The sequence below is a fragment of the Pseudomonas sp. MSSRFD41 genome (assembly GCF_014230245.1).
Lineage (GTDB): Bacteria > Pseudomonadota > Gammaproteobacteria > Pseudomonadales > Pseudomonadaceae > Aquipseudomonas > Aquipseudomonas piscis.
On record NZ_JACKZK010000010.1, the window covers coordinates 62,397 to 89,027 of the forward strand.

At 63.6% G+C, this 26,631-nt stretch carries 28 protein-coding genes and 1 tRNA gene; 15 read left to right on the forward strand and 14 right to left on the reverse strand.

Annotation, left to right across the window (positions count from 1 at the left end; all coding sequences use genetic code 11):
* Positions 1 to 38: 38 nt before the first annotated feature.
* The 4 genes from H7A76_RS16795 to H7A76_RS16810 all read left to right on the forward strand — a co-directional run bounded on the left by H7A76_RS16795 (position 39) and on the right by H7A76_RS16810 (position 1,875).
* Complete coding sequence (locus H7A76_RS16795; protein WP_185699537.1) at positions 39 to 293, forward strand: YkgJ family cysteine cluster protein; 255 nt, start codon at positions 39 to 41, stop codon at positions 291 to 293.
* A gap of 43 nt (positions 294 to 336) precedes the next feature.
* Positions 337 to 945 carry an START domain-containing protein gene (locus tag H7A76_RS16800; protein WP_185699538.1) on the forward strand — a complete coding sequence of 203 codons (609 nt, stop codon included), beginning with the start codon at positions 337 to 339 and terminating at the stop codon, positions 943 to 945.
* Positions 946 to 1,087: 142 nt separating this feature from the next.
* Positions 1,088 to 1,324, forward strand: a complete 237-nt coding sequence (locus H7A76_RS16805; protein ID WP_185699539.1) for a hypothetical protein — start codon at positions 1,088 to 1,090, stop codon at positions 1,322 to 1,324.
* Between the two features lie 209 nt (positions 1,325 to 1,533).
* Entirely contained in the window at positions 1,534 to 1,875 is a 342-nt protein-coding gene (locus H7A76_RS16810; protein WP_185699540.1) for a ribonuclease E inhibitor RraB, read from the forward strand.
* Between the two features lie 307 nt (positions 1,876 to 2,182).
* Here H7A76_RS16810 and H7A76_RS16815 read toward each other — a convergent pair whose 3' ends face one another.
* Both H7A76_RS16815 and H7A76_RS16820 read right to left on the reverse strand, forming a co-directional pair.
* A complete protein-coding gene (locus H7A76_RS16815; RefSeq protein ID WP_185699657.1) occupies positions 2,183 to 2,947 on the reverse strand; it encodes a cytochrome c in 765 nt (254 codons plus the stop codon).
* Positions 2,948 to 2,982: 35 nt separating this feature from the next.
* Entirely contained in the window at positions 2,983 to 3,432 is a 450-nt protein-coding gene (locus tag H7A76_RS16820) for a rhodanese-like domain-containing protein (RefSeq protein ID WP_185699541.1), read from the reverse strand.
* Between the two features lie 601 nt (positions 3,433 to 4,033).
* On the opposite strand from H7A76_RS16820, the gene H7A76_RS16825 reads away from it, so the two are divergent.
* From H7A76_RS16825 to H7A76_RS16835, 3 genes are all read left to right on the forward strand, one after another.
* Positions 4,034 to 5,239, forward strand: a complete 1,206-nt coding sequence (locus H7A76_RS16825) for an acetyl-CoA C-acetyltransferase (RefSeq protein WP_185699542.1) — start codon at positions 4,034 to 4,036, stop codon at positions 5,237 to 5,239.
* 24 nt (positions 5,240 to 5,263) lie between these two features.
* A complete protein-coding gene (locus H7A76_RS16830) occupies positions 5,264 to 7,408 on the forward strand; it encodes a 3-hydroxyacyl-CoA dehydrogenase NAD-binding domain-containing protein (protein WP_185699543.1) in 2,145 nt (714 codons plus the stop codon).
* A gap of 105 nt (positions 7,409 to 7,513) precedes the next feature.
* Entirely contained in the window at positions 7,514 to 8,236 is a 723-nt protein-coding gene (locus H7A76_RS16835) for an amidotransferase (RefSeq protein ID WP_185699544.1), read from the forward strand.
* Positions 8,237 to 8,275: 39 nt separating this feature from the next.
* Here H7A76_RS16835 and H7A76_RS16840 read toward each other — a convergent pair whose 3' ends face one another.
* The 3 genes from H7A76_RS16840 to H7A76_RS16850 all read right to left on the reverse strand — a co-directional run bounded on the left by H7A76_RS16840 (position 8,276) and on the right by H7A76_RS16850 (position 10,995).
* Positions 8,276 to 9,247, reverse strand: coding sequence for a magnesium and cobalt transport protein CorA (locus tag H7A76_RS16840; RefSeq protein ID WP_185699545.1), 972 nt, complete (start codon positions 9,245 to 9,247; stop codon positions 8,276 to 8,278).
* Positions 9,248 to 9,389: 142 nt separating this feature from the next.
* Positions 9,390 to 10,112, reverse strand: coding sequence for a lysophospholipid acyltransferase family protein (locus H7A76_RS16845; RefSeq protein ID WP_185699546.1), 723 nt, complete (start codon positions 10,110 to 10,112; stop codon positions 9,390 to 9,392).
* A 193-nt stretch (positions 10,113 to 10,305) separates the two neighbouring features.
* Entirely contained in the window at positions 10,306 to 10,995 is a 690-nt protein-coding gene (locus H7A76_RS16850) for a crotonase/enoyl-CoA hydratase family protein (RefSeq protein ID WP_185699547.1), read from the reverse strand.
* A gap of 319 nt (positions 10,996 to 11,314) precedes the next feature.
* Here H7A76_RS16850 and H7A76_RS16855 point away from each other — a divergent pair.
* Positions 11,315 to 11,404, forward strand: a tRNA-Ser gene (locus H7A76_RS16855).
* Positions 11,405 to 11,513: 109 nt separating this feature from the next.
* Here H7A76_RS16855 and H7A76_RS16860 read toward each other — a convergent pair.
* Both H7A76_RS16860 and H7A76_RS16865 read right to left on the reverse strand, forming a co-directional pair.
* Positions 11,514 to 11,918: a hypothetical protein gene (locus H7A76_RS16860; protein ID WP_185699548.1), complete on the reverse strand. Its 405-nt coding sequence runs from the start codon at positions 11,916 to 11,918 to the stop codon at positions 11,514 to 11,516.
* A 43-nt stretch (positions 11,919 to 11,961) separates the two neighbouring features.
* The gene (locus H7A76_RS16865; RefSeq protein ID WP_185699549.1) at positions 11,962 to 12,222 is read right to left on the reverse strand and encodes a hypothetical protein; all 261 of its coding nucleotides are present in this window, start codon (positions 12,220 to 12,222) and stop codon (positions 11,962 to 11,964) included.
* Positions 12,223 to 12,364: 142 nt separating this feature from the next.
* On the opposite strand from H7A76_RS16865, the gene H7A76_RS16870 reads away from it, so the two are divergent.
* The 5 genes from H7A76_RS16870 to H7A76_RS16890 all read left to right on the forward strand — a co-directional run bounded on the left by H7A76_RS16870 (position 12,365) and on the right by H7A76_RS16890 (position 15,948).
* On the forward strand, positions 12,365 to 13,180 hold the full coding sequence (locus H7A76_RS16870) for a hypothetical protein (protein WP_185699550.1): 816 nt from the start codon (positions 12,365 to 12,367) through the stop codon (positions 13,178 to 13,180).
* A gap of 195 nt (positions 13,181 to 13,375) precedes the next feature.
* Positions 13,376 to 13,708 (forward strand): DUF2388 domain-containing protein, encoded by a 333-nt coding sequence (locus tag H7A76_RS16875; protein WP_185699551.1) that lies wholly within the window; start codon positions 13,376 to 13,378, stop codon positions 13,706 to 13,708.
* 759 nt (positions 13,709 to 14,467) lie between these two features.
* Complete coding sequence (locus tag H7A76_RS16880; protein WP_185699552.1) at positions 14,468 to 14,833, forward strand: glycine zipper domain-containing protein; 366 nt, start codon at positions 14,468 to 14,470, stop codon at positions 14,831 to 14,833.
* A 108-nt stretch (positions 14,834 to 14,941) separates the two neighbouring features.
* A complete protein-coding gene (locus H7A76_RS16885; protein WP_185699553.1) occupies positions 14,942 to 15,103 on the forward strand; it encodes a hypothetical protein in 162 nt (53 codons plus the stop codon).
* Between the two features lie 149 nt (positions 15,104 to 15,252).
* Positions 15,253 to 15,948 carry an HAD-IA family hydrolase gene (locus tag H7A76_RS16890; RefSeq protein WP_185699554.1) on the forward strand — a complete coding sequence of 232 codons (696 nt, stop codon included), beginning with the start codon at positions 15,253 to 15,255 and terminating at the stop codon, positions 15,946 to 15,948.
* Positions 15,949 to 16,027: 79 nt separating this feature from the next.
* On the opposite strand, the gene H7A76_RS16895 is transcribed toward H7A76_RS16890, so the two are convergent.
* The gene (locus H7A76_RS16895; protein ID WP_185699555.1) at positions 16,028 to 16,774 is read right to left on the reverse strand and encodes a 3-oxoacyl-ACP reductase family protein; all 747 of its coding nucleotides are present in this window, start codon (positions 16,772 to 16,774) and stop codon (positions 16,028 to 16,030) included.
* 122 nt (positions 16,775 to 16,896) lie between these two features.
* Between H7A76_RS16895 and H7A76_RS16900 the strand changes: the two genes are divergently transcribed.
* Positions 16,897 to 17,820 (forward strand): LysR family transcriptional regulator, encoded by a 924-nt coding sequence (locus H7A76_RS16900; RefSeq protein ID WP_053135872.1) that lies wholly within the window; start codon positions 16,897 to 16,899, stop codon positions 17,818 to 17,820.
* A gap of 13 nt (positions 17,821 to 17,833) precedes the next feature.
* On the opposite strand, the gene H7A76_RS16905 is transcribed toward H7A76_RS16900, so the two are convergent.
* The 3 genes from H7A76_RS16905 to H7A76_RS16915 form a co-directional block, all read right to left on the reverse strand.
* Entirely contained in the window at positions 17,834 to 18,562 is a 729-nt protein-coding gene (locus H7A76_RS16905) for an aspartate/glutamate racemase family protein (protein WP_185699556.1), read from the reverse strand.
* Positions 18,563 to 18,621: 59 nt separating this feature from the next.
* Positions 18,622 to 20,169 (reverse strand): NCS1 family nucleobase:cation symporter-1, encoded by a 1,548-nt coding sequence (locus tag H7A76_RS16910; protein WP_185699557.1) that lies wholly within the window; start codon positions 20,167 to 20,169, stop codon positions 18,622 to 18,624.
* 448 nt (positions 20,170 to 20,617) lie between these two features.
* Entirely contained in the window at positions 20,618 to 21,352 is a 735-nt protein-coding gene (locus H7A76_RS16915) for a phosphoadenylyl-sulfate reductase (RefSeq protein ID WP_185699558.1), read from the reverse strand.
* Between the two features lie 441 nt (positions 21,353 to 21,793).
* Between H7A76_RS16915 and thrH the strand changes: the two genes are divergently transcribed.
* Complete coding sequence (thrH, locus tag H7A76_RS16920) at positions 21,794 to 22,411, forward strand: bifunctional phosphoserine phosphatase/homoserine phosphotransferase ThrH (RefSeq protein WP_185699559.1); 618 nt, start codon at positions 21,794 to 21,796, stop codon at positions 22,409 to 22,411.
* 201 nt (positions 22,412 to 22,612) lie between these two features.
* On the opposite strand, the gene pabB is transcribed toward thrH, so the two are convergent.
* From pabB to H7A76_RS16935, 3 genes are all read right to left on the reverse strand, one after another.
* A complete protein-coding gene (pabB, locus tag H7A76_RS16925) occupies positions 22,613 to 23,956 on the reverse strand; it encodes an aminodeoxychorismate synthase component I (protein ID WP_185699560.1) in 1,344 nt (447 codons plus the stop codon).
* A gap of 155 nt (positions 23,957 to 24,111) precedes the next feature.
* Complete coding sequence (locus tag H7A76_RS16930) at positions 24,112 to 25,098, reverse strand: alpha-L-glutamate ligase-like protein (protein ID WP_185699561.1); 987 nt, start codon at positions 25,096 to 25,098, stop codon at positions 24,112 to 24,114.
* On the reverse strand, positions 25,098 to 26,630 hold the full coding sequence (locus tag H7A76_RS16935) for an inactive transglutaminase family protein (RefSeq protein ID WP_185699562.1): 1,533 nt from the start codon (positions 26,628 to 26,630) through the stop codon (positions 25,098 to 25,100). Before H7A76_RS16935 ends, H7A76_RS16930 begins: the two co-directional genes overlap by 1 nt.
* Position 26,631 lies beyond the last annotated feature (1 nt).

Here is a 26,631-nt window from a genome sequence, read left to right on the forward strand (position 1 = left end):
TCATCCCACTCTTTGCTTGTCGCGAGGAAATCTTCGTCATGAACTGCCGTGAAGGTTGTGGCGCTTGCTGCATCGCCCCTTCCATCAGCACCCCGATTCCCGGAATGCCCCAGGGCAAGCCGGCTGGAGAACGTTGCGTGCATCTTTCGGTCGAACACCTGTGTGGGCTGTTCGGCCTGCCTGAGCGGCCGGCGGTGTGTGGGGCCTTCCAGGCGGATGCCGAGATCTGTGGCGAGAGTCGTGAAGAAGCCATCCGCCTGATCGGTTGGTGGGAGCAAGTGACGGCGGCTTAGGGTGTTCTCAATGAACGGAACTTCAACAATAAGGAATAAGACAATGGGTTCGCTGCATCGAATTGCTGTGCTCTGTGGTTTAACCGTGCTGTTGTCGGCAACGGCCCAGGCCGAAGACTGGCAGACGGCCAAGGACGAAGACGGCATCAAGGTCTCCTTGAGCGAAGTGGCCGGTTCCAAGTACAAGGCCTATCGTGGTGTCACCACCATGAAGACCTCCATCGCCAAGCTCCGCGCGCTGCAAGAGGATGTAACCGGGGCTTGCGCCTGGATCCACGAATGCAAGGCCCAGAAGCTGCTCAAGCATGAGGGTGACCAGAGCTGGACCTACACCCAGTTCAACACTCCGTGGCCGGTCACCGCCCGTGACTCGGTCCTGCACATCACCACCAGCCAGGGCGCCGACGGCAGCCTGACCCGCAAGCTGGAGGGCGTGCCGACCTATATCCCCGAGGAAAAAGGCTTCGTGCGCGTGGCCCAGGTCGAGGGCTATTGGAAATTCGTGCCCAAGGGCGCCGACCAGGTGGAAGTGACCTATCAGGTCCATACCGAGCCAGGTGGCAGTGTCCCTTCCTGGCTGGCCAACAAGTTTGTGGTCGATGCTCCGTTCAACACCCTGAAGGCACTCAAGGCTCGTGCCGAGAAGCCTTGAGCGCAGTGCTCCATCCGTCATGCCAAAGGCCGCCTTCGGGCGGCTTTTTTCATGGCTTCGGGCCATGACACAGCGGAACGTTTGCCAGGGCCTCAAGGTCCAGATTATATAGGCCCATACAGGGGCCATCGAGGAGGTATTGATGCAAAAGTGGCAAGTCACTTTCGTTGATGATCATGGTGTCCAGGCCGTCGAGCATTTCGCTTGCGAACAGCCTCCGACCCTGGAGCGCGCCGCGCAGCTGGTGCGGGCCAGGCTACTGCCGGTGAGTGCCGAGCTGGATCTCAACGACCTGGAGGGGCGCACCGACATGCCCACTCTCAAGAGCCTGAAAGAGCAGAACAGCATTCAGATTCTGAGCATCACGCCGATTCAGTAAGTAACAGAGATGGTATCGGCCATGATTTCTGGCAGCGTCCAGAGGCAGGCGCTAATCTGCAAGCAAGGTCAGCGAATTCTTCACCAAGGCCTGATCTTGCCAGCTCCATGCTTGTTTCCTGGCGACCTCCCCCGGGTCGTGACACGGGCCTTTTGGGCCTCATTCGGGAAGCACGGAAAGTCTATCCATCGGTTTGAGGAGGACGTTTCATGAGCACAGCCTTTCAAGAAGACATCAGCAGCAGCGTGCTGCGCCGCATGAAAGAGGGCGGCTTCGATTTTTCACGTTTTCATCCCATCGAGTTCTACGCCATTTTTCCGGATGAGGAGCGGGCGCGCAGGGCGGCGGGACACTTTCGCGGCGAATCCCTGAATGCCCAGGTCAGCCCGCGTGACGATGGTGCCTGGTATTTGGAGCTGAGCAAGGTGATGTATGCCACCCATGGCGGCATCGGTGACTTCGAACAGGACTTCGAAGCGGTGGTCGAGCCCTTGGGGGGCATCATCGAGGGCTGGGGAGTGAAGCATGAGATTCGTGGGCGGCTGATATAGCCGGATAAGCGCATCGAGAATGACGATTGGCCAACCCACGGGTTGGCCAATTGCATTCCAGGGCCCGCAAAGACAAAAAAAGCCACCCGGGAGGGTGGCTAAAAGGGAAGACCGGTCTTGAGCGGGAGCCGGTCAGGAGAGTCCGGATCCGTTGGTCGTCGGCGTCATCAGGTTTGCAGCAGCGGTTTCATCAGGCAGGTGAAGTGCTGCTCGATAGGGGCGATTATCCGCCGGCATGCGCAGTGGGTGAAATCGACTCTGGCTATGCCAGTGATAGCCAGGGTCTTTACTCGATCCGGGCAGGGACTCAGGGCTGCTTGCGCCCGGCCATGTGGCGCAGGTAACCCAGTAGCAGCTCCAGTTCGGTATCGGGCAGGACGCTGTTGCTGAAGCCCGGCATCTTCGCCTGTGGCCAGCGTCGCAGGCTCTGTGGGTCGCGGATGTAGCGCTTGAGGAAGTCGCCGCCGAAGTACTCGGTGGGATTGTAGGGGACGTTCAGGTCGGGACCGAATTGCGAATCCCCGGCGCCGTTGAGCCGATGGCAAGCCAGGCAGTTTTTCTGGAACAGGGCAAAACCCTGGTTCACCGGATCATCGGCGGCTAGCGCGGGGTCCGGCCGCAGGGCCGGGAAACGTTCGGCCACCGGCGCCAGGCGCTGGATCCGTGCCACCTGGAACGGCCACTGCTCGGGGCTGATATGCCCGGCCACAGGGTTGCTCCATACCAGGTAGAAAGGGCCGGCGCTGGGTTTGCCGGCTGCCAGTGCAGGCCAGGGTCGACGTGGATCCTCGATGGCCAGCCAAGCCCGGGCCCCCTGGCGCTCAAGCAGTGGTGCCGCGCTCAGTTCGGCGGCGAAGCCGTCCAGGGCCACGGCTTGCAAGTGGTCCTCGGGCTGGAGGCCCGGGAGCAGGTCGGCCAGGGGGACCGCGCGGTAGTGCATTTCACGCTTGTAGGAGACATCGTCCCGGATGCTGATATCCCGGGCCTCGGGGTGGCGCAGCAGCTCTTCGGTCTGCCAGGCTCGGCGGTCGGAGCCCAGGTCGATCAGCAGTTGTGCGGCGTGCAGGGGCATGCTCAGCAACAGGGCGGTGTACAGGAACAGGGTTTTCAATTGATGGCCGTCGGATCGTCGTCAGTGGGTTCGTTGCCGGGCAGCACGTCGTCCGGTCGCGACACGTGATCGAACAAGGCGTCCCGGAGTTCTTCGTAGTTGCCGCCGTTCACGATACCGAAATAACCGCGCTGGATCAGCGTTTCCTCGGCTTCCAGGGCGTGCTGGTTGGTGTCGCTGTAGATCACCACCGTGGCGTTGGGGTCCAGCACCACCTTGCGCAACTGGTAGGCCAGGCCCTCGGCGCTGATGCCGGTGCCGTCCTCCAGTTCGAGGTTGACCTGCAGCGAGTTGTGCAGGTTGCCGGCGGCGAAGTCGCTGTCGTTGCGCAGATCCAGGATCAGGGCACCGTCGTTGATTTCATCCACGGCGCGATTGACGTCGATGATTCCGGCGTGGGCGTTGAAGGCGCTCAAGAGCGCGGCAAGTGCAATCCAATGGCGCATGAATCTTCCCCGTGATGTTCCCCAGGAAGACTGGCACACAAGTGCGTGCCCCGGTAGGAACCGGGGACAATTTTATGACTCGTTGATCGAGCCGCCATGAATCAACCGATCACCTTGGTGAGGTTCGGCAAGATCAATAGCAAGGTGGTTGCGAAGAGGATGAGTCCTGCCTGGCGAACTTTCGAGTGTTTGAACATGGCTGAATGCCTTTTGTTGTTATTCCTGAGCATCAATGCAAGCCGGTTCCTGTTCTTCACTATGGGCCGGCCATGTTTCCATTTTCTTACCTGTCCCGGTGCAAAGACCCTCCGGGACTTCCTACAGTTTCTACCTTAGGGGCCTTGAATCCCTTGGCTTAGATCCAATTCGTATGAACTTATCGCGGGATTCGATAAAAACCTTATAAGTTCCTCCCGGTCCCCCATGGCCGCCCTTTGGCTAGACAGCTCGCGACCCTTTGTCGGGCTATCCATTAGCTGCCTACCGTTCGTCTGAGCATCACCGTCAAGGCGGCTGAGCGCATCGGTCATTGAATCCGATGCTGGCGCGCCTAAGGTGGGAACTCGACATTTTCTCCCTGCACAAACGGTTCGAGGACGTCATGACCCAAGCTTTGATATTCGATGCGTTACGCACGCCCCGTGGCAAAGGCAAGGCCGATGGCGCCTTGCACAGTGTGAAGCCGGTGAACCTGGTGGCGGGGCTGATGCGGGCCCTGCGCCAGCGTTGCGAGCTGGACACCAGCCAGGTGGACGATGTGGTCCTGGGCTGCGTGACGCCCATCGGCGACCAGGGCGCCGACATCGCCAAGACCGCGGTGCAGGTCGCGGACTGGGATGTCAGCGTGGCCGGGGTGCAGATCAACCGCTTCTGCGCCTCGGGCCTCGAGGCGGTGAACCTGGGGGCGATGAAGGTGCGCTCCGGCTTCGAGGAACTGGTGGTGGTCGGTGGCGTGGAGTCCATGTCGCGGGTGCCCATGGGCAGCGACGGTGGCGCCTGGGTGCTGGACCCCGAGACCAATCTGCACAGCCACTTCACGCCCCAGGGCATAGGGGCCGACCTGATCGCCACCCTCGAAGGCTTCTCCCGCCAGGATGTCGACCGGTTCGCCCTGCAATCCCAGCACAAGGCGGCTCGCGCCCGGGCTGGCGGTGCCTTCGCCAAGTCCCTGGTGCCGGTGCGCGACCAGAACGGCCTCCTGCTGCTGGACCATGACGAATTCATCCGTGCCGACTCGACCCTCGAGGGCCTGGGCAATCTCAAGCCGAGCTTCGAGATGATGGGGCAGATGGGGTTCGACGCCACGGCCTTGCGGGTCTACAGCCACGTCGAGCGGATCGATCATGTGCACACCCCGGGCAACAGTTCCGGGATCGTCGACGGCGCGGCGCTGATGCTCATCGGCTCCGAGGCCAAGGGGCGTGAACTGGGCCTCAAGCCCCGGGCGCGGATCGTCGCCACTGCGGTCACCAGCACCGACCCGACCATCATGCTCACCGGCCCGGCACCGGCCACCCGCAAGGCCCTGGCCAAGGCCGGGCTGCGGGTCGAGGACATCGACCTGTTCGAGGTCAACGAAGCCTTCGCCTCGGTGGTGCTCAAGTTCATCAAGGACATGGCCATCGACCCCGACAGGGTCAACGTCAACGGTGGTTCCATCGCCATGGGCCACCCCCTGGGCGCCACGGGCTGCGCGATCCTCGGCACCCTGCTCGACGAACTGGAAGCCCGCGGCCAGCGCTATGGCCTGGCCACCCTGTGTGTCGGCGGCGGCATGGGCATCGCCACCATCATCGAACGCCTCTGAGCCCCGCTATCAAGGAATCCTTTCATGACCGATGCCATCCGTTACGAAAAAGGGCAGGACCAGATCGTGGTCCTGACCATCGACATGCCGGGCCAGAGCGCCAACACCATGAATGCGGCCTACCGCGACGCCATGGCCGCCACCCTGGCCCGGCTGCAGGCCGAGCAAGCCGACATCGCCGGGGTGATCGTCACGTCGGCGAAGAAAACCTTCTTCGCCGGCGGCGATCTCAACGAGCTGATCAAGGTCGGAAAACCCCAGGCCCAGGCCTTCTATGACATGGTTCTGGCCCTCAAGGCCCAACTGCGGGCGCTGGAGACCCTGGGCAAGCCGGTGGTGGCGGCAATCAACGGCGCGGCCCTGGGCGGCGGTTGGGAAATCTGCCTGGCTTGCCATTACCGCGTGGCCCTGGACGACAAGTCGCTGCAGGTCGGCCTGCCGGAAGTCACCCTGGGCCTGTTGCCCGGTGGCGGCGGGATCGTGCGCATGGTGCGCATGCTGGGCCTGGAGAAGGCCTTGCCGTACCTGCTCGAGGGCAAGAAGGTCCGGGCGCGGCAGGCGCTGCAGGCGGGCCTGGTGAATGAGCTGGCTGGCGACCGCGACGAGCTGCTGGCCAAGGCCCGGGCCTGGATCGCCAGCAACCCGACGGCCAGGCAGCCCTGGGATGTGAAGGGCTACCAGATTCCCGGCGGCACCCCTTCGAACCCGAAAGTGGCGCAGATGCTGGCCATCGCTCCTTCGATCCTGCGTACCAAGACCCAGGGCTGCTTCCCGGCGCCGGAGAAGATCCTCTGTGCCGCGGTGGAGGGCGCCCAGGTGGACTTCGAGACCGCGCAGTTGATCGAGGCTCGCTACTTCACCGAGCTGACCACCGGCCAGGTGGCGAAGAACATGATCGGCACCTTCTGGTTCCAGCTCAATGAAATCAACGCCGGCGGCTCGCGGCCCCAGGGCGTGGCGCCCCAGGCGACCCGCAAGGTCGGGGTGCTGGGCGCCGGGATGATGGGCGCGGGCATCGCCTATGTCAGTGCCGTGGCGGGCATCGAGGTGGTGCTCAAGGACGTCAGCCGCGATGCGGCGGAGAAGGGCAAGGCCCATTCCGCGGCCCTGCTGGAGAAGAAGGTCGGCCGTGGGCAACTCAGTGCCGAACAGCGCGACGCGACCCTGGCACGCATCCTCACCACCGCCGAAGATGCCGACCTGGCCGGTTGCGACCTGATCATCGAGGCGGTCTACGAGGATCGCGAGCTCAAGGCCAAGGTCTCCAAGGCGGCGCAGCAGGTGGTCGGCGCGCAGGCGGTGATCGCCTCCAATACCTCGACCCTGCCCATTACCGGGCTGGCCAGCGCGGTGCCCAATCCGGAAAAGTTCATCGGCCTGCATTTCTTCAGCCCCGTGGAAAAGATGCCGCTGGTGGAAATCATCAAGGGCGCCAAGACCAGCGACGAGACCCTGGCCCGGGGGTTCGATTTCGTCCAGCAGATCAAGAAGACCCCGATCGTGGTCAACGATAGCCGCGGCTTTTTCACCTCCCGGGTATTCGGCACCTTCACCAACGAAGGCATCGCCATGCTCGGCGAAGGCATCGCCGCGCCGATGATCGAGACCGAGGCCCGCAAGGCCGGGATGCCCGTGGGCCCGCTGGCGATCTCCGACGAAGTCTCCCTGAGCCTGATGAGCCACATTCGCCTGCAGACCACCAAGGACCTGCAAGCCGAAGGCAAGCCTGCCATCGAACACCCGGCATTCGCCGTGATCGACCTGCTGCTCAACGAGTACAAGCGTGCGGGCAAGGCGGCCGGTGGCGGTTTCTACGACTACCCGGCCGGTGGCCAGAAACATCTGTGGCCGCAGTTGCGTACGCGCTTCTACAAGGCCGACGGGCAGATCTCGCCCCAGGACGTGCGCGACCGGCTGTTGTTCATCCAGGCCATCGAGACCGTGCGCTGCGTGGAAGAGGGTGTGTTGCAGTCCACGGCCGACGCCAACGTCGGTTCGATCTTCGGCATCGGTTTCGCGGCCTGGAGCGGGGGCGCGCTGCAGTTCATCAACCAGTACGGGGTAGAGGATTTCATCGCCCGCGCCCAGTACCTGGCACGCCAATACGGCGAGCGCTTCAACCCGCCGAATCTGCTCCTGGAGAAGGCGCGCCAGGGCCAGTTATTCTGAGCCTGGCGGGCGGGAAATGACGGGTCCCGGGGCTTGCCTTGCCGTGGTATTTCAAGGCAGGCTCTGGGGTGTTCGTTATTGCCATCGCCTTGTCAGGAATATTTTATGTCGCTACGCATCTGCATTCTTGAAACCGATATCCTGCGTCCCGAACTGATCGACCAGTACCAGGGCTACGGGCAGATGTTCCAGCGCCTGTTTTCCCAACAGCCCATCGCCGCGCAGTTCAGTGTCTACAACGTGGTGCAGGGCCAGTATCCGGCTGACGACCTGAAGTTCGATGCCTACCTGGTGACGGGCAGCAAGGCCGATTCCTTCGGTACCGATCCGTGGATCCAGACCCTCAAGACCTACCTGCTGGAGCGCTACGAGCGTGGCGACAAGCTGCTGGGCATCTGCTTCGGCCATCAGTTGCTGGCGCTATTGCTGGGGGGCAAGAGCGAGCGGGCGAACCAGGGCTGGGGCGTGGGCATCCACAACTACAAGCTTGCGGCCAAGGCGCCGTGGATGAGCCCGGTGGTGGAGGAGCTGACCCTGCTGATCAGCCACCAGGACCAGGTCACCGCCTTGCCGGAGAACGCCACGGTGATCGCCTCCAGTGATTTCTGCCCGTACGCGGCTTACCACATCAATGACCAGGTGCTGTGCTTCCAGGGGCACCCGGAGTTCATCCACGACTACTCCCGCGCCTTGCTCGACCTGCGCCAGGAGTTCCTCGGCGAGCAGGTCTACCAGAAGGGCGTGGCCAGTCTCGAGCACGATCATCACGGCACTACCGTGGCCGAATGGATGATGCGCTTCGTCGCCCACAAGCCCGCGGCGGCCTGAGGCAAGCCGTGGCTCCGCCTGGCGTGGGGCCACGTCGTTTCACAGCCAGCCTGAACGCTTGAAGCTGGCCCACAGGGCCACGCAGCCCACGCCGATGCAACCCAGTACGCCAAAGTAGCCGTAGTGCCAGCTCAGCTCCGGCATGTTCTGGAAGTTCATCCCGTAGATCCCCGCCACCGCCGTGGGAAACGCCAGGATCGCCGCCCAGGCGGCGAATTTGCGCTGCACGATGCTTTGCCGCGAGGCCTCCAGCAGCACCCCGATCTCGATGGTCTGGCTGGCGATGTCGCGTAGCGTCGAAAGGTCTTCCATCTGCCGTGTGACATGGATCTGCACATCGCGGAAATACGGCCGCATGTTCTTGTCGATGAAGGGGAAGCTGAGCTTCTGCAGGTCCTCGCTGATCTCCACCATCGGCGCCACGTGGCGGCGCAGGCGCAGCACATCGCGACGCAGGCTGTGCAGGCTGAGGATGTCGCGCTCGTTCATCGACTGGCACAACACGTTGCTCTCCAGTTCCTCGATCTCGGCGTGGATGGCTTCGCTGACGGGCTGGTAGTTCTCGGTGACGAAATCCAGCAGGGCATAGAGCACGAAGTCCTCGCCATGGTCGAGCAGCAGCGGGCGCGCCTCGCAACGCTGGCGCACATGGCCGTAGGAGGCCGAGTGGCCATTGCGGGCGGTAATGATGTAGCCATTGCCGGCGAAGATATGGGTTTCGATGAACTCCAGCTTGCCCTCGGTGCGCACCGGCGAGTAGGTGACGATGAACAGGGCGTCGCCGAAGGTTTCCAGCTTGGGCCGGCTGTGCTTCTCCAGGGCGTCCTCGATGGCCAGTTCATGCAGGTTGAATTGGCGTTGCAGGTTGGCCAGTTCGTGGGCGTTGGGTTCTTCCAGGCCGATCCAGACGAAATGCCCGGGCTTGGCCGCCCAGGCCGCGCCCTCGTCGAGGCTGATGTCCGTGACTTTCTTTCCGCCGCTGTAGACGGCGGCAGCAACAACTCTACCCATGGTTCAGGTTCACTTCTTCTTATCAAGGGAGCGGTGGCAAATCAGCAGCTTAGCCTGCATTGCAGCATCAGAGTCCCGGATAGAAGCCGAGTTCGCGCAAATAAAAGCCCGCACGGGGCGGGCTGGCGTGGAGGCAGGCGGTTCAGGCCGATTGCAGTTGACGATCCATGCTGGCGATGCACTCGAGCATCTGCTGGCGACACTGGGCCATCAGGTGCGGGATATCGTCCATGCCCAGGCCGGCGGTGGGGATCGCCGGCAGCGAGCGGATCAGGATCTGGCCGCTGTTCCAGCGGTTCAGGCGCATGTGCCGGGTGTAAGTGCTGGCGCACACCGGCACTATCGGTACCCCGGCGGCGATGGCCATCTGGAACGCACCGCGCTTGAAAGGCAGCAACTCCTTGCCGCTATTGCGCGTGCCCTCGGGAAACACCCAGATCGAGGTGTCCTTGTGCTGCAGGGTATGGGTGGTGGTGACGATGGAGCGCCGGGCCTTGTGCGGGTTGCCGCGATCGATCAGCACATTGCCGGCCAGCCAGAACAGCTGGCCGAAAAACGGGACCCATTTCAGGCTCTTCTTGCCGATGCACACGGTGCGTCGTGGCACCACATTGCCGAACACGAACAGGTCGTAGTTGGACTGGTGATTGGCGATGATCACGCAGCTTTGCGGTTTATCCATCAGCGGGCCGGTCTCGGACTTGAGCTTCAGGCCCAGGATGCGCATCGCTGGCCAGGCATAGAGGCGGGCGCATAGGCGGCTGTTGTCCGGGTTCAGGGGACGACACAGCGCCAGCAGCAGGCCTAGTGTGCCAGCGGCAATAAAGTGCAGTCCCATCAATGACATACGTAATAGATACAGCATCTAAACGACCCACCGCGCTGGGGACAAAGAGTCGCGCAGTGTACGAGTGTGCACTGTTTTCGGCAATTGCCATGCTGGATGGAAGGCGCTCTATATTGGAGCGTATATGCCGATGGGCGCGGGACCATGCGCGGTCGACGCCCATGAAAAAGCCCGGCGCGAGGCCGGGCCATGGGACAACGGGCCTGGTGTATCAGCCCAGGTGCTGCTGGTCTTCGCGGATGGCGTTGTCCAGGCTTTCCAGCAGGGCCTTGCGTACCTTCAGCTTGGTATTCTTGTGGGCCACCATGTTGATCTTCTTCAACTGGCGCGCAGCGGCCAGGGCGGCGCTCTGGAGCTCTTCGGCGCTGACTACCTTGTCGAGGAAGCCGGCATCCACCGCGCTGTGCGGGTCGAACATCTCGCCGTTGATCACCGAGCGGTGGAAGGCCGAGCGCCGCAGGCGGTCACGGGCCAACTCGATGCCGGCGTGGTGCATGGTCATGCCGATCTGCACTTCGTTGAGGCCGATGCTGAAGGGCCCCTCGACACCGATACGGTAATCGGCCGACAGCAACAGGAAGGCGCCCTTGGCTACTGCGTGCCCAGGGCATGCGACGATCACCGGGAACGGATGGGACAGCAAGCGCCGGGCCAGGGTCGAGCCCAGGGTCACCAGGGCCACGGCCTCCTTGGGACCTGCGGTCATGACCTTGAGGTCATAGCCGCCGGAGAGGATCCCTGGCTGGCCAGTGATGATCACCACCGCGCGATCGGCGGTGGCCTGGTCCAGTGCGGCATTAAACGCGGCAATCACGTCCGGGGAGATGGCATTGACCTTGCCATTGCTCAAGGTCAGGGTCGCGATACCGTCTTCGAGATGGTAGGAAATCAACTCACTCATGACGCAATTCCTTGTATTAGAAGTGCAGCAGAAGTTACCCAGCATGACCGGCCCGGTAAAGCGCCGTGACTGACTGATGAGTCAGGCTTTGCTCCGGACGGTAGGTCGCGCGGCCCGCTGGGCTGCACCCCTGTAGGTGCACGGCAGCCTGGAGCGAGCCGAAGATTGGCCGGTTTGCCGTGTGCCGCAGGGGCGTGCAGGCCCTGAAAACCAGAAAAGTGCTTAAGCGCATGAAAATTCTGAAAAAAACCTTTGCCATCTGAAAAGCTTTCGACTACATTAGCGCGCCTCGACAGACTGAATCGGTTTGAAGAGAAACGGTGAGGTGTCCGAGTGGCTTAAGGAGCACGCCTGGAAAGTGTGTATACAGGAAACTGTATCGAGGGTTCGAATCCCTCCTTCACCGCCATATTAGATACAAGAAACCCCTGAAGGCCCATGGCTTTCAGGGGTTTTTTGTTGCCTGCAGAAATAGCCTCCCGCCGAGAACTTCATCGTTCTCGGTTGTACTGGCGCGCTCAGGCGGGGTGCCTGTCGCTGGGCAATTTCCCGCTTGCCCTTTCCAGCATCGCCTCCACCTGTGCCAGGAAGTGTCGGGGCAGCGTCGAGTCCTGGCCATACATATCCGCCAGGCCGACCTCCACGACATGGCAGACCAATGTATGCAGTTGTTCGGCCTGTTGTGTGTCGAACATCGCGCGAAGCGTTGTTGGCATGTCGTCGCCCCGACCGTTCAGGGCCAGCTCGGCACCGGCCTGTTCCCACAAGGCCAGGTTCGGGTAGCTGGCCAGGGATCGCAGATGCTCCAGCCGTTCGTCGATGCACGGATGGGCGATGTCTTGCGCCTGACAATAGGCATCCAGGCAATGGGCGGCGTACTCCTGTAAGGCCGGTAGGGATGCACCTGAGGGACTGGCGTTCATTGGTCGTATCCGGGGGAGTGTCGGCGCTGTCGCCGGTCGTGATTTACGGGGCGTGTGCGGCGGCCTGCTCGTTATTCACCAGCACTAGGTCCACGTGCCGCCCGGGATCGAAGCCGGCCCAGGCATCCTGCAGGTGCAGGTGTTCCATACCGTCTTCCTGCATGCGTTGTGCGGCCCGCAGCAGGAAACTCCCCAGCACCCTGAGGGCGACGGGCGAGGCGAGCAGGGTTATTTCGTCCAGTGGCATTTGCGCAGGCGAACCGGTGTGGGTGCCGTATGCCTTGAAGGCGTCGATCGTTATCATTGCGCGATTTTCGTGGAGTAGGGCGCTTGGCGTGCTACAGGCCCCGTGCAGGCCGCATTGAAGCAAACAACGGCTACAGCGGATACGCCGGCGATAGCCACCGGGGAGGGCACTGGACGATGCATCGAATGGAGATGAGCGGGTGAAACATCAGCAGTTACTGGAGAAACTGGCCGCCAGGCACTTGGTCCAGGCCTTGGACGAGGACCTCGCGCGGCTGACCTGGAAGGCGATGGTCGCGCAGCAGCAAGGGCACCAGGGCTCGCGGATCGATGCGGTGTTGCCAAGCCTGCTGGCTCGCTGGAATTGCGTGCTGCTGGCGGATGAGTCCCAGGTCGCGCCGCTCTACCGGCACAAGGCCTGGCTCGCGCTGGCCACGCTGCTACATAAATATGGACTGGCCGAGCCGGGCATTACCGCCCGGGCCGTTGAGGCGATCGAGGAACTGAATCGAGCGGTGGCCCTGGGGGACAAGTTTTATCAGCGCTCGCAGGAATTCAGTGCTGGCCTGCAAGCGCCTCCCGTGTCCCTGGCGCGCAAGCCGGCGCTCCCGGACTCCGTGACGTTCTACCGTGCTGGCGACGTATTGGCCATTCACCTGGAAAACCGGTTCTACGCCGCTTATGTGCACCGTCTGGGCAGCATCAACGAGAGCCCGATCATCGAGTTCTACGCCCAGGCATTCGACCAGGTGCCGACGCTGGACCAGTTGCAGCAAGCACCGGCCCAGGGCGAGCTCTATGACGATGGCATTCGGCGCAAGAGCCTGTATTGCGTGAGCGGCATCAAGTTCCAGCCCGATCCTGCCAACCAGCTGACACTGATTGCCGCCTGTGTCGCCAATCCCCCGGATAGCCGCCACCTGGCCCCTTCGGTGGGGCTGTATGCGCTTTCGGACATCCTGCGTATCCAGGGCACCATTCGCAGTCTGTTTGAGCTGTCCGCCCCGGCGGCCTGAATACCGCCAGGCAAGCTGGCGTCCCGGGTGTCAGCCGACTGGCAGGGCAAGGGCGGCGACGCCGACAGTTTGCCGGCCCGACCCAGGGGGCTGGGATTTGATGGTCCTGGTCAGTCCGTATGTCATTGAGGCTGCGCCTGGGCAAGCCGGATGCTAAGTTGCGCGCCTGCCTTGGCCCAGGAGGGCGATCCACCGATGAAGAGTTGCAATCAGGCGTTATTGATCTGTGCGTTGTGCGTCGCCCCGCTCGTGGTGATGGCGGGAGAGGAGAGGAACCCCGTGGACCGGGCCTCGATGATGGTCACCGGCGTGACCGGCCTGACCACGTTCGGCACCTTGGGCACCACATCCAATCCTGGCGAGATCTTTCATTCGGCCAAGGGCGATGCCCTGGCCTTCGTCGGTTCCGGGGGCCAGATTCGCGGCGCCCAGCTGGAGCAGGCGCTGCGTTGCTACCGGACACTGCATCCTGCCAGTGATGCCGACGACATGCGCCTGGCCCGGGCCCTGGCGGCGTACGACAGCTGAACGGCGAGGGAAAATTTGCCCTGGATCAGTTTTTCTTCCACTGGCTGGCCGCTCGTCGGCGCCTGCGGTGCTTTGGCCGGCAGGTCGGCGAATGACTGTCTAGTCTCAAGCGCCGTGACGATCAGTACTTTCCAGGCAATCAGGAGCTTGCCGGTGCTGGTCGGTTGTTGGAGGGAGCTGGGAGATGAGGAGTCTTGCTTATATCGAAGACAACGGGGATGAGTTCCCAATCAACAACTTGGTGCGTTGCGGGCAGGCGGCATTCGAGGCGAAGGTTCAGACCTCTGCGAATGTCGTCAGGAAAAAATCCGCGGTGACATCGGTCGCCAGCAATACGATGTTTTTTCCTCGGGCCCTGCCCAAGAACAAGCGATCTTGAGTAACGACTGCCCCGCACTTGCGGGGCTTTTTGTATGGGGGCGACGAGGCGCGGGTGACGGGCGGCAGAAAATTTTTCACTCGCGCCGCCACGCCCGCAGGCCGGGGGCGACAGAGGCCGCGTTGGAGGGACGTCTGGCCTGGTGGTGAAATTTTTCACGCTTTCTTCACATCTGCCTGCGTAGGCTCGAACCATCCGTTAAACGCAACACCCTAGCCCGTTCCCCAGCGGGCTTTTTTTTGCGTGGTGATAAAACTCTTCTGGAATTGGTTGTCCAATCCGGCGCCAAATCCCGGGTGGTTTCGCGGTGACCTGCGTCGAGTCATGCGGCGCCGGGTTCTTACATGTCAGTTCGACAGTCTTTTTTCGAGGTTCAAGTCATGCGTTTAACTCTCCCTACCCTGGTTGTGGGACTTTTGCTGGCCCAAGGCGCGATGGCCGGTGACGGTACGGCAGCCATTGGCGGTGGCCTCGGTGGCGCGCTGGGCAATGTGGTGGGGCAGAAGCTTGGCGGCAGCACCGGAGCGGCCATCGGCGCGGGTGTCGCCGGGGCAGCCGGCAGCGCGGCTGGTGCGCGCAAGGGCAGCCGGACCAAGGCGGCGATCGGTGGCGGCCTGGGTTCGGCCGGTGGCTCGCTGATCGGCAACCACCTGGGCGGCAGCACCGGCGCCACTGTCGGCGCTGGCATCGGTGGTGCGGCGGGTGGTGCCCTGGGCAGCAGCATGGGGCACAAGAAGCGTCATTGATCCAAGGCGCAAGCAACCCGAGAACCCGGCCATGCGCCGGGTTTTTTGTGCACGCTTTCCAGGCGTCGTCATACTTGCCAGGATGGTCTGGCGATCGAGGAGGCGATCATGGCCCGTGAAGGTCCAGGCAGTGTCCAATCCCTGTCCGAGGAGTCCGGGGGGATCAACGATCCGGGGAACGAGGATCCCGGCTCCTTGCTGGACGATGCCCGCGTCCCCCTGCAAGAAGCCCCCGGCTCGGAGGCTCCTGGGGCCGATCCGAGCGATTGAGGCCTGCGTGCCCATCGCATCTGTTCCGGGTTGCCCCTGGCACAGGCCCGCCGCTATGCTGCTGAACCCTTTCATCGAAAGGCTGGCCAACGAACGGGCCGTACCTGAGCCGCTCCCTGGAATGTACTTTTGCTAACGGATCAGATGCGATGAATGCACAGTTGAATGATTTTGGGCCGATCAAGGCGGTCATTTTCGACATGGACGGTCTGCTGCTGGATACCGAGGGCATCTACACCGAGATCACCCAGTTGATCGCCGAGCGTTATGGCCGTTCCTACGACTGGACCATCAAGCAGAACATCATCGGTCGCGGCGCCACCGACCTCGCGCGTTATGTGGTGCAGGCCCTGGACCTGCCGATCACCGCCGAGGAGTTCCTGGTGATGCGCGAGCCGCTGATGCGCGAGCGCTTTCCCCGGGCCGAGGCGATGCCCGGTGCGCAGCAGCTGGTGCGCCATCTCAAGGAGCACCGGATTCCGATCGCCGTGGGTACCAGCTCCTCGCAGATGTCCTTCGTCGAGAAAACCACCCGCCATGGTGACTGGTTCGCCCTGTTCGACACCATCGTCACCGCCGACGACCCGGAAGTGACCGCCGCCAAGCCGGCGCCGGACATCTTCCTGACCGCGGCGCGGCGCCTGGGGGTCGATCCGGCCGAATGCCTGGTGTTCGAGGATTCGCCGTTCGGCGTGACTGCCGCCAAGGCCGCCGGCATGACCGCGATCGCGGTGCCCGACCCGGCCATGGCCGATCATAAGTTCGCCCATGCCGATGGGATCCTGCGTTCGCTGCGAAGCTTCCAGCCCGCCGCCTGCGGCTTGCCGCACCTGGCGTGGCGCTGACGCCGCACGGCCAGGCCATCGCAGCAAGCAAGACGCCGGGCCCCGGCAAGGGTAGCCTGGTGTTTTTTTGCCCGGGGCTTCAGGCGCCGAAACCACCGTCGATGCTCAAGCTGGCACCGGTAATATAGGCCGCTTCGGGGCTGGCCAGGTAGGCCACGAATCCCGCCACTTCCTCGGCGCGCCCATAGCGGCCCACCGCCATGAGATCCATCAGGCTGGCGGCAAAATCGCTGTCGGCCGGGTTCATGTCGGTGTCCACCGGGCCGGGTTGCACGTTGTTGATGGTGATACCGCGCGGGCCCAGGTCCCGGGCCAGGCCCTTGGTCAGGCCCACCAGCGCGGCCTTGCTCATGGCATAGGGGCCGCCACCGGCGAAAGGCATGCGGTCGGCGTTGGTACTGCCGATGTTGATGATGCGGCCGCCTTCGCCCATGTGCCGGGCGGCTTCCTGGGTGGCGATGAAGACGCTGCGGACGTTGATCGCCAGGGTCCGGTCGAAGTCTTCCAACTGGAACTCATCCAGCGGTGCCACCGCCAGCACCCCGGCATTGTTGACCAGGATATCCAGGCGGCCGAACGCCTCCACCGTGCGGCCTACGGCCTGGCGAATGGCTGCGGCGTCGGCGCTGTCGGCCTGGATGGCCAAGGCCTGGCCGCCCTGGGCGATGATGTGTTCTTGCAGGGCCCGGGCTTTATCCGCCGAGCTGACGTAGGTGAAGGCCACGGCAGCGCCTTCGGCCGCCAGGCGCTCGACGATGGCGGCGCCAATGCCGCGGGAACCGCCCTGGATCAAGGCCACTTTGCCGCTGAGGTCGAACTTGCTCATGTAGGTCTCCTGGATTGAAAGGCGAATGCCTTGGGTGGAGCCCAGTATCGAGCGCTGATTGAGTCCTGGGTAGCGGGTAATCCCTATACTCTGTGTAAACCAAAAGTTTGGAATTCCGGTGTATGGAAGGCTTTAGCAGCATCGAGTGTTTCGTTCGCAGCGCCGAAGTCGGCAGTTTTGCCGAAGCGGCACGGCGCCTGGGGCTGACCCCGGCGGCGGTGGGCAAGAGCGTGGCCAAGCTGGAGGCGCGGGTGGGGGTCAGGCTGTTCCAGCGCAGTACCCGGCGCCTCACCCTGACCGAGGCCGGCCGCCTGTTCCTGGCGGAAGTCAGCGACAGCCTGCACACCATCCAGCATGCCGTGAGCAGCCTGGCCAACGCCCAGGGGCGGCCCGCCGGTACCCTCAAGGTCAGCGTGGGCACAGTGTTCGGTTGCCTGTACATCGTGCCGCTGCTGGGCGCGTTCCTGGCCCGTTATCCGGATATCCAGCCGGACTGGCATTTCGATAACCGCCAGGTAGACCTGATCGGCCAGGGCTTCGATGCCGCCATCGGCGGTGGCTTCGAGCTGCCGCCCGGCGTGGTGGCCCGGCGCCTGACCCCGGCCCATCGGGTGCTGGTGGCCAGCGCAGCCTACCTGCATGGGCGAGGGCCGATCAGCGAGCCTGCGGACCTGCGCGATTGCCGCGGCATCCTGATCCGCTCCCCGCAGACCGGGCGTATCCGCACCTGGCAGCTGACAGGGCGAGCAGGGGGACAGCAACCCCTGGAGCTCAAGGCGGCCATGACCATGAGTGATTCCGAGGCGGCCTGCATTGCTGCCGCCCAGGGGCTGGGCGTGGCCCTGGTGAGCATGCCGTTCGCGGTCAATCACCTGCGCTCCGGCGCCCTGCGGCGGGTACTGCCGGACTGGTACGTGGATGATGGCTTCACCTCGATCTACTACGCCGAGCACAAGATGTTGCCGGGCAAGACCCGGGCCTTCGTCGACTTCGTGATCCAGCAGTTCGCCGAACAGGGACTGGCCCAGGCCTTCAGCGCGGTCTAGCGGCCCGCTCGGCTCAGCGGCCCTGGCGCATCGGCCAGCCGCTGACCCGCTTGGGACGTGGCGTGGCATAGGTGCGCACCTTGGAGGTCGACAGGCCCTGGCGCACCAGGGCCTCGGCGATGGTCACTGCTGCCGTCACCCCGTCCACCACCGGCACGCCGGTACGCTGGCGGATCTGCTCATCCAGACCGGCCATGCCGCCGCAGCCCAGGCAGATGACCTCGGCCTTGTCCTGGGTCACCGCGAGTTCCGCCTGGCGGACAATGGCCTCCACCGCCCGCGCCGGATCTTCCTCCAGCTCCAGCACCGCCAGGCCGCTGGCGCGCACCGAGGCGCAGCGTTGGTCCAGGCCCGAGAGCCTGAGGCGGTCTTCGATCAACGGCACGGTGCGGTCCAGGGTGGTCACCACCGAATAGGCGTGGCCGAGGAACATCGCGGTGCTGGCGGCGGCGTCGGTGATGTCCACCACCGGTACATTCAGCAGCTCCTGCAGGCCCTCGCGGCCGTGCTCGCCGTAGCCGGCCTGGATCACCGCGTCATAGGGCTGGTCATAGGCCAGTACCCGATCCATCACGGCGATGGCCGCCAGGTAGCTTTCGAAGTTGCCTTCCACCGATTCGGCGCCGAAGTAGGGCGTCAGGCCGATGATCTCGGTGCCCGGGGCGGCAACGCTGCGGGCCTGTTGGGCGATCGCCTGGGTGATGCTGTCGGTGGTATTGACGTTGACCACGAGAATTCGCATGGGGGTTCCTTGCAGGTTGGATAGGTCCAGGCCCGGCGGAGCGGGCCATGCATGGGGGCTCAATGACCGGCATCGTCCACGGCGATCGATTCGCCGCTGACGTCCGCATAGTGCGGCTGGCGCTTGGCGATGATCAGGTACAGCAGGCCGGCGATGGCGGCACCCACCAGCCAGGAGAACGGCGAGATGCTGGCCAATCCCGGGGCCAGGGCCAGGACGATGGCGATCAGCGCCGCGGGAAGGAACGCCGCCACCGCCCGCAGGTTGACCCCGCGGCTGTAGAAATAGATGCCCCGGGGATCTTCGCTGTACAGCTGCGGCACGTCGACCCGGCCTTTGCGCAGGATCCAGTAGTCCACCATGATCACCCCGTACAGCGGGCCCAGCAGCGCGCCGAGGCCGGCCAGGAAGTACTGGATCACCAGCGGGCTGTTGTAGAGATTCCACGGCAGGATCAGCACCGCGAGGGTGGCGCTGATCAGCCCGGCCCGGCGGAAGGTCAGGTGCCGGGGCGCCAGGTTGCTGAGGACGAAGGCCGGGGCGACGAAGTTGGCCATGATGTTCACTGCCACGGTGACGATCAGGAATGCCAGGCAGCCCAGGATCAGGAATAGGGTGCTGGGGATCGCGGCGATGAGGTCGGTGGGGCTTTCGATGATCTTGCCGTCGATCTGGAACTGCGCGCCGCACAGCAGCACGGTGATGATGGCGAACACCAGGATGTTCACCGGCAACCCCCAGAAATTGCCCACGGTGATGGTCTTGCGGCATGGCGCGGAGCGGGCGAAGTCGCAGAAGTTGAGCACCATCGTGCCGTAGATCGCCAGCCACAGCGTGCCGCCGGCGAAGATCTGCCGCCACATTTCACCACCGCTCAGGGGCTCGCGGATCGACCAGGCAATGCGCCCATCGGCCTGGGTGTACATCCAGGCGGAGAGGCAGGCCACGGTCAGCAGGATGATCGGACCGGCGAGGGCTTCGTAGCGCCGGATGGTCTCCATGCCGTAGGCCAGGATCGCCAGCTGCGCCAGCCAGATCGTCACGAAACAGGCCCAGCCCAGGCTCGACAGGCCGAGGATCGCGTCATGGTCGTAGGCCGCGAAGCCTGGATGGACGGCGCTGAGCAACACGCGCAACACCACCGAGGCCAGGTAGGTCTGGATGCCGAACCAGGCGATGGCGATCACGGCGCGGATCAAGGCCGGGATCTGCGCGCCATGGATGCCGAAGGCGATGCGGCTGATCACCGGGAACGGTACGCCGGTCTTCTGCCCCATGTAACCGGAGAGGTTCATGAAGCCATAGACCAGCAGTGCGCCGATACCCAGGCTCAGCAGGATCTGCCAGCCAGCCAGGCCCAAGGCATACAGACCGATGGCGAAGGAGTAGTTGGCGATGTTGTGCACATCGTTGGTCCACAGCGCGAAGAGGCTGTAGCGGCCCCAGCGCCGGCCCGCGATCCTGGTGGGCGCCAGGTCATGGTTGTACAGGCGTGGGCTGAGGGCGACGGACCCTTGATCGCTGTCGATCATGGGCTGTGACGAGGTGTACGAGTGCAGGGCGGAGGCGGTGTCCAGTGCGATGTCGTGGGAAGGGCGGGTCTGCATTCCGGCGTACTCCGATTCCGCCCCTGGATGACTGTGCCCGAGCCTGGGCTCGACAATCTTCCGCGTAGGGTGGAATCACCTGGCTTCGGGGCATCCGCAGCCTGGGGCGTGCGGATGGTGAGTGTATGTATGTTTTGATAGTTTTTGTATACAAAACATGTTTCGACTCAAGCCACTTTTATGCCAAGTTTGCTTCTATGGGTTTTGTCGCTGATTTCGTTTGGTTATTGATTTGCACTAACTGCCTGAAATGGTGTGGTTAAAAATTGACCGTTCGAACAGGTATTTATTTTCAGGCGGCAGGAGGGGGCAACTGGCGGGGAGGGGAAGTGTAACTTTCTGGGGCGAGCGAAGAATCTAGTGCACACAAAAATGGCACTTTGAGTGACATTTTTGTGTACAGATTTTGTGCTGGTGGAGTGGGCACCCCAACGGATGCCCGGGAGGATCAGGCCTTGCCGATGAGGTTGCCGGCGTGCAGGCCGCATTCCTTCTGGGTGGCTTCTTCCCACCACCAGCGACCTTCGCGTTCGTGCTGGTTGGGCAGGACCGGGCGGGTGCAGGGCTCGCAGCCGATGCTGATGAAGCCGCGCTCATGCAGGCTGTTGTACGGCAGTTCGAGCATGCGGATGTAGCCCCAGATCTCCTCGCTGCTCATCTGTGCCAGCGGGTTGAACTTGTACAGCGTGCGCTCCGGGGTGGAGAAGGCGCTGTCGATCTCCAGGACCGCCACTTGGCTACGGGTGCCCGGGCTCTGGTCGCGGCGTTGGCCGGTGGCCCAGGCACTGACGGTGGACAGCTTGCGCCGCAGGGGCTCGATCTTGCGGATGCCGCAGCATTCGCCATGGCCATCCTTGTAGAAACTGAACAGGCCCTTTTCCTTGACGAAGGGTTCGAGCTTGCTGTGGTCCGGCGAGATCAGCTCGATGTCGATCTTGTAGTGTTCGCGCACCTGGTCGATGAAGCGGTAGGTCTCCGGGTGCAGGCGCCCGGTGTCGAGACTGAAGACCTTGACGTTCTTGTTCAGCTTCCAGGCCATGTCCACCAGCACCACATCCTCGGCGCCGCTGAAGGAGATCCACAGGTCATCGCCGAACTGGGAAAAGGCCAGCTTGAGGATGTCCTGGGCGGATTTGTTGGCATAGGTCGCGGCGAGTTCAGCGACGTCGAACGATGGGGTCATCAGGGCGGTTTCCTACAGGTCGGTGGCGCTATGCGCTCTATAGGAGGGCGATCTTAGCAAAATCCCCCGGGGCCTGGCGCGTTCGTCTGCGTTGCGCCCATGGGGTCGAGTCGCTAGGGTCTGTTGCCATTTCGCCGCGACCGCGCCGGAGCCAGTTTTAGCGCGGAGCTAGGCACGAGACGCGAGGTTTGGCATTCCAAATGAGCCGTCGAGTAACGACGCGCCGCGCTAAAACCGGCCCGTCCCTTCGGGTTGCGCGTCAAATGGCGCCATGCGTCGTTGCAGGACTTGGCAAGGGAGCGACCATTGCCTGCGTCCTACGCCTAGTCTGGCGCCATTTGACGCGGCAACGCGGTTTGCGCCGAAACGGCAACAGACCCTATAGTTCGGCCGTCCTTTTGCTCGCTCAATACCAATAATCAGAACCAATGGGAGTGTCTCGTGGAAATCGCCTGTCTCGATCTGGAAGGTGTGCTGGTCCCGGAAATCTGGATCGCCTTCGCCGAAAAAACCGGGATTGAATCCCTCAAGGCCACCACCCGGGATATTCCCGACTACGACGTGCTGATGAAGCAGCGCCTGCGCATTCTCGATGAGCACGGCCTGAAGCTTTCGGACATCCAGGAAGTGATCGCCACCCTCAAGCCGCTGGACGGCGCGGTGGAGTTCGTCAACTGGCTGCGCGAGCGCTTCCAGGTGGTGATCCTCTCCGACACTTTCTATGAGTTCTCCCAGCCGCTGATGCGCCAGTTGGGCTTCCCGACCCTGTTGTGCCACCGCCTGGTCACCGATGACAGCGGCCGCGTCACCGGCTACCAGCTACGCCAGAAAGACCCCAAGCGCCAGTCGGTGCTGGCCTTCAAGAGCCTGTACTACCGGGTGATCGCCGCCGGCGACTCCTACAACGACACCACCATGCTCGGCGAGGCGGATGCCGGCATCCTGTTCCACGCGCCGGACAACGTGATCCGCGAGTTCCCGCAGTTCCCGGCGGTGCACAGCTTCGCCGAGCTCAAGCAGGAGTTCCTCAAGGCTTCCAAGCGTAGCCTGAGCCTGTAACGACCAGGCTGCGTGCGGTGGCAATCGCGCTGGCTGGAGCGTACGGGATCAGGCTTCGTGTAGCCGCTGCCGCAGGCTGCGCACGGGCGCGCAGCGGCCGCGAGATCGGGTAGCCGCCATCGTTGGAAGGCCCTGCGGGCCTTGGCGCAGCTTCGCAAGCTCAGCAGCGGCTACAGATGCTGTATGTAGCCGCGACTGTCGTCAGAGCTGTTGCAAGGTGTCCAGCAGCACCCGCACCTTGGTGATCGACTCCTGGTATTCGGCCTGCCAGTCCGAGTCGGCCACGATTCCGCCGCCGCCCCAGCAACTGATCTGCCCATCCTTGGCCAGCAGGCTGCGGATGGCGATGGAGCTGTCCATCTCCCCGCGCACGTCCAGGTACAGCAGCGAGCCGCAATACAGCGCCCGGCGCGTAGGTTCGAGCTCGTCGATGATCTGCATCGCGCGGATCTTCGGCGCGCCGGTGATCGAGCCGCCGGGGAAGCTGCCGGCGATCAGGTCCAGGGCATCCTTGTCGTCCGCCAGTTCGCCGGTGACGCTGCTCACCAGGTGGTGGACGTTGGGGTAGCTCTCCAGGCTGAACAGCTCCGGTACCTGCACTGAGCCGATGCGGCAGCTGCGGCCCAGGTCGTTGCGCAGCAGGTCGACGATCATCAGGTTTTCCGCCCGGTCCTTGGCGCTGGCCAGCAGCTCGGCGGCGCTGGCCGCGTCCTCGGCGGCATCCCGGCCGCGGGGGCGGGTGCCCTTGATCGGCCGGGTTTCCACCCGGCCCTGGCTGATGTGGATGAAGCGCTCGGGCGACAGGCTGAGTACCGCTGCGCCGTCGGCCAGGCGCTGGAAACCGGAGAATGGAGTCGGGCAGGCGGCGCGCAGGGCCCGGTAGGCCACCCATGGATCGCCCTGGTACTGGCCGCGAAAGCGCTGGGCGAAGTTCACCTGGTAGCAGTCGCCGGCCTGGATGTAATGCTGGATGCGCTGGAATGCCTGGCGATAGTCATCGGCGCCAAGGTCGGCCTGCATCGGCCCCTCCAGCTTGAACCAGCCGCTTGGCGCCGGCAGTGGCTGTTCGAACAGGTGCACCAGGCGCTGGCGTTCGTCTTGCTCCAGGGCCGGATGGAACACCAGCTGGCTGGTGCCGGCCTGGTGATCGTTGACCAGCGCCCAGGCATACAGGCCCAGGCGCGCGTCGGGCAGTTGCAGGTCGTCCCGGGCCTGGCTGGGCAGGCGTTCCAGGTGCCGGCCGAAGTCATAGCTCAGGTAGCCGATCAGTCCGCCGGCGAACGGCAGGTCGTAGGGGGCGGGAATCCGTGCCGGGCCCAGTTGCGCGAGGTTGTCCCGCAGGCGTTGCAGGAATGCGCCGCCGCTTTCCTCGGCGGCCACCGTCAGTTGCGCCAGGGGCCAGGCGCTGAGCAGGTCGTAGCGGCCGCGATCGGCGCTGGGGCGGCCGCTATCGAGCAGCACGGCGCCGGGGGCGTGTTCGATTGCCGCGAAATAATCGGCGGGATTGTCGCGATAGGGGAGCGGGTGTACGGAACAGGTCAACATGCGGGGCAGATCAGCCATCGGGGCGCGGCTGGCGATTGTAGTCCCCCCGGGGATTTGCTCCTAGGGGGGAGGTCGGCAATGGCGTGGTTTGCGACGTACCGCTTGCATTGGCCATGGCCACCGGCTGCGCCAGGACCTTCTGGCAGCCGTGGCGATCAGCTTTCCACGGTGGGGATATGGCCGAACAACTGCTGGGCGAAGCGCACCCGTTCCTCGACGCTTTCCTCGATGCCCTGGGCCTTGAGCTGTTCCAGGTGGGCTTCGATGGCGTGGGTGCGCTGGGTCAGGCCACAGTCGTTGGCGATCTGGATGTTCAGGCCCGGGCGGGCGTTGAGCTCGAGGATCAACGGACCCTTGTCCTGGTCCAGCACCATGTCCACGCCGATGTAGCCCAGGCCGCACAGTTCGTAGCAACCGGCCGCCAGCTTCATGAAGCCGTCCCAGTAGGGCAGCTGCACGCCGTCCACCGCGTTGGTGGTGTCCGGGTGCTTGGTGATGATGTTGTTCAGCCAGGTGCCGCGCAGGGTCAGGCCGGTAGCCAGGTCGACCCCGACGCCGATGGCGCCCTGGTGCAGGTTGGCCTTGCCGCCGGACTGGCGGGTCGGCAAGCGCAGCATGGCCATCACCGGGTAGCCCATGAGCACGATGATGCGGATGTCCGGCACGCCTTCGTAGCTGATGCTCTTGAAGATCTGGTCCGGGGTCACCCGGTACTCGATCAGCGCACGGTCGCGGTGGCCGCCCAGGGAGTACAGGCCGGTGAGGATGCTGGAGATCTGATGCTCGATTTCCTCATGGCTGATGATCTTCCCGGAGACCGTGCGATAGCGACCCTCGAAGCGATCGGCGATCACCAGGATGCCATCGCCGCCGGCGCCCTGGGCCGGCTTGATGACGAAGTCGTTGCGCCCTTTGAGGATCTCGTCGAGCTTGTCGATTTCCTTCTCGGTGGAGATCACCCCGTACAGCTCCGGCACGTGGATGCCGGCCTTGAGCGCCCGCTCCTTGGTGATGATCTTGTCATCGACGATGGGGTACAGGCTGCGCTTGTTGTACTTGAGCACGTAGTCGGCGTTACGCCGGTTGATGCCCATGATCCCGCGCGCTTCCAGGGCCTTCCAGGTCTTCCACAGGCCGAACATCAGGAGTCAGCCTTGACGAAGGCTTTGAACCGCACCAGCTCCGTCAGCCGGTAGCCGCGGTAGCGACCCATGGCCAGCATGAAGCCCACCAGGATCAGCAGCATCGCCGGGAAGGTGAAGACGAAGTACGTCAGCTCCGGCACGCTCATGAGCAGGTGCGCCAGGGAGGCGGCGAACAGGGTGCCGATCGCGACTTTCATCGCATGGCCGCCGCCACGCTCTTCCCAGGTGATGGACAGGCGCTCGATGGTCATGGTCAGGATCACCATCGGGAACAGCGCCACCGACAAGCCACGCTCCAGGCCCAGCTTGTGGCTGAACAGGCTGATGGCGGCGATCAGCACCACGACGAAGGTCAGCACCACCGACAGCCGCGGCAGCATTTGCAGCTTCAGGTGCTCCAGGTAGGAGCGCAGCGACAGGCCCAGGGCGGTGATCACGGTGAACAGCGCGATGCCGAAGCCCAGCTGGGTCTCGCGAAAGGCCAGGGCGATCAGCACCGGGGTGAAGGTGCCCAGGGTCTGCAGGCCGATCAGGTTGCGCAGCACCAGGATCACCAGCACGCCGATGGGGATCATCACCATGATCATGAAGGTCTGCTGGGTCTGCAGCGGCAGGCCGTAGAGCGAATATTCGAGGAAGTTGGCGTCGGTGTTCTCGTCGGTCAGCTTGGCCAGGCGGATGGCGTTCATCTCGCTGTTGTTCATGCTGAAGGTGACGTTGGCCTTCTTGCCGCCATCGACGGTGATCAGGTTGTCGTCGCCGGTCCACCACAGCAGGCGATCGCTGGGCAGGCCCTGCTCGCCGGTCTCGGGGTTGAAGTACAGCCAGTCGGTGCCGTTGAAGCTGCGTAGCCACAGCTCCGGGGTCTGCGGCTGGTCGGCCACCAGGCGGATGGTGTGGACCTTCTCGGCCGGCACGTGGGCGATGGACAGCAGCAGCTCGACGATCTTGGCCTTGTTGGCACTGGATGGATCGCCGGCCAGCAGCAGCTTGGCGTTGTCGTCGTTGGCGTTGTTGACCCGCTTGATGGCTTCGCTGATGAAGGTCTCGACGTCCGCCGAGTGCTGGCGGATCGGTGCCAGCAAGGCGTCGGCGGCGATCTTCTCCGGCCCTTCGATGGCCATGCTGTCGCGGAAGGTCGGACCCTTGACCTTGGCTTTCTCGGCGCTGTAGCGCTTGGTCAGGACCAGGCGGTAGTACAGGGTCTGGTTGCCCTTGGCCCGACGTGCCGACCAGGTGACCTTGCGGTTGCCGTCGACGCGGTTCACCGCCACCCCATAGTTGTTGGAGATGAAGCTCTCGTTGAGGCTCACATAGTCACGGCTCAGGGGCGGCACGAACATCTGGATCTTGATCGGGTCCTTGCCGTTGGCGACGAACTCGACCTTGGCGTCGATGTTCCACAAGTCGTCGGTGGCGTCTTCGGTCACCGGAATGCCGAGCACGAAGATCTGGTAGGCCGTGATCGAAATGCCCAGCACCACCAGCACGGCGATCAGGACTTTCAGATGAAGGGTAAGAGAGCGCATT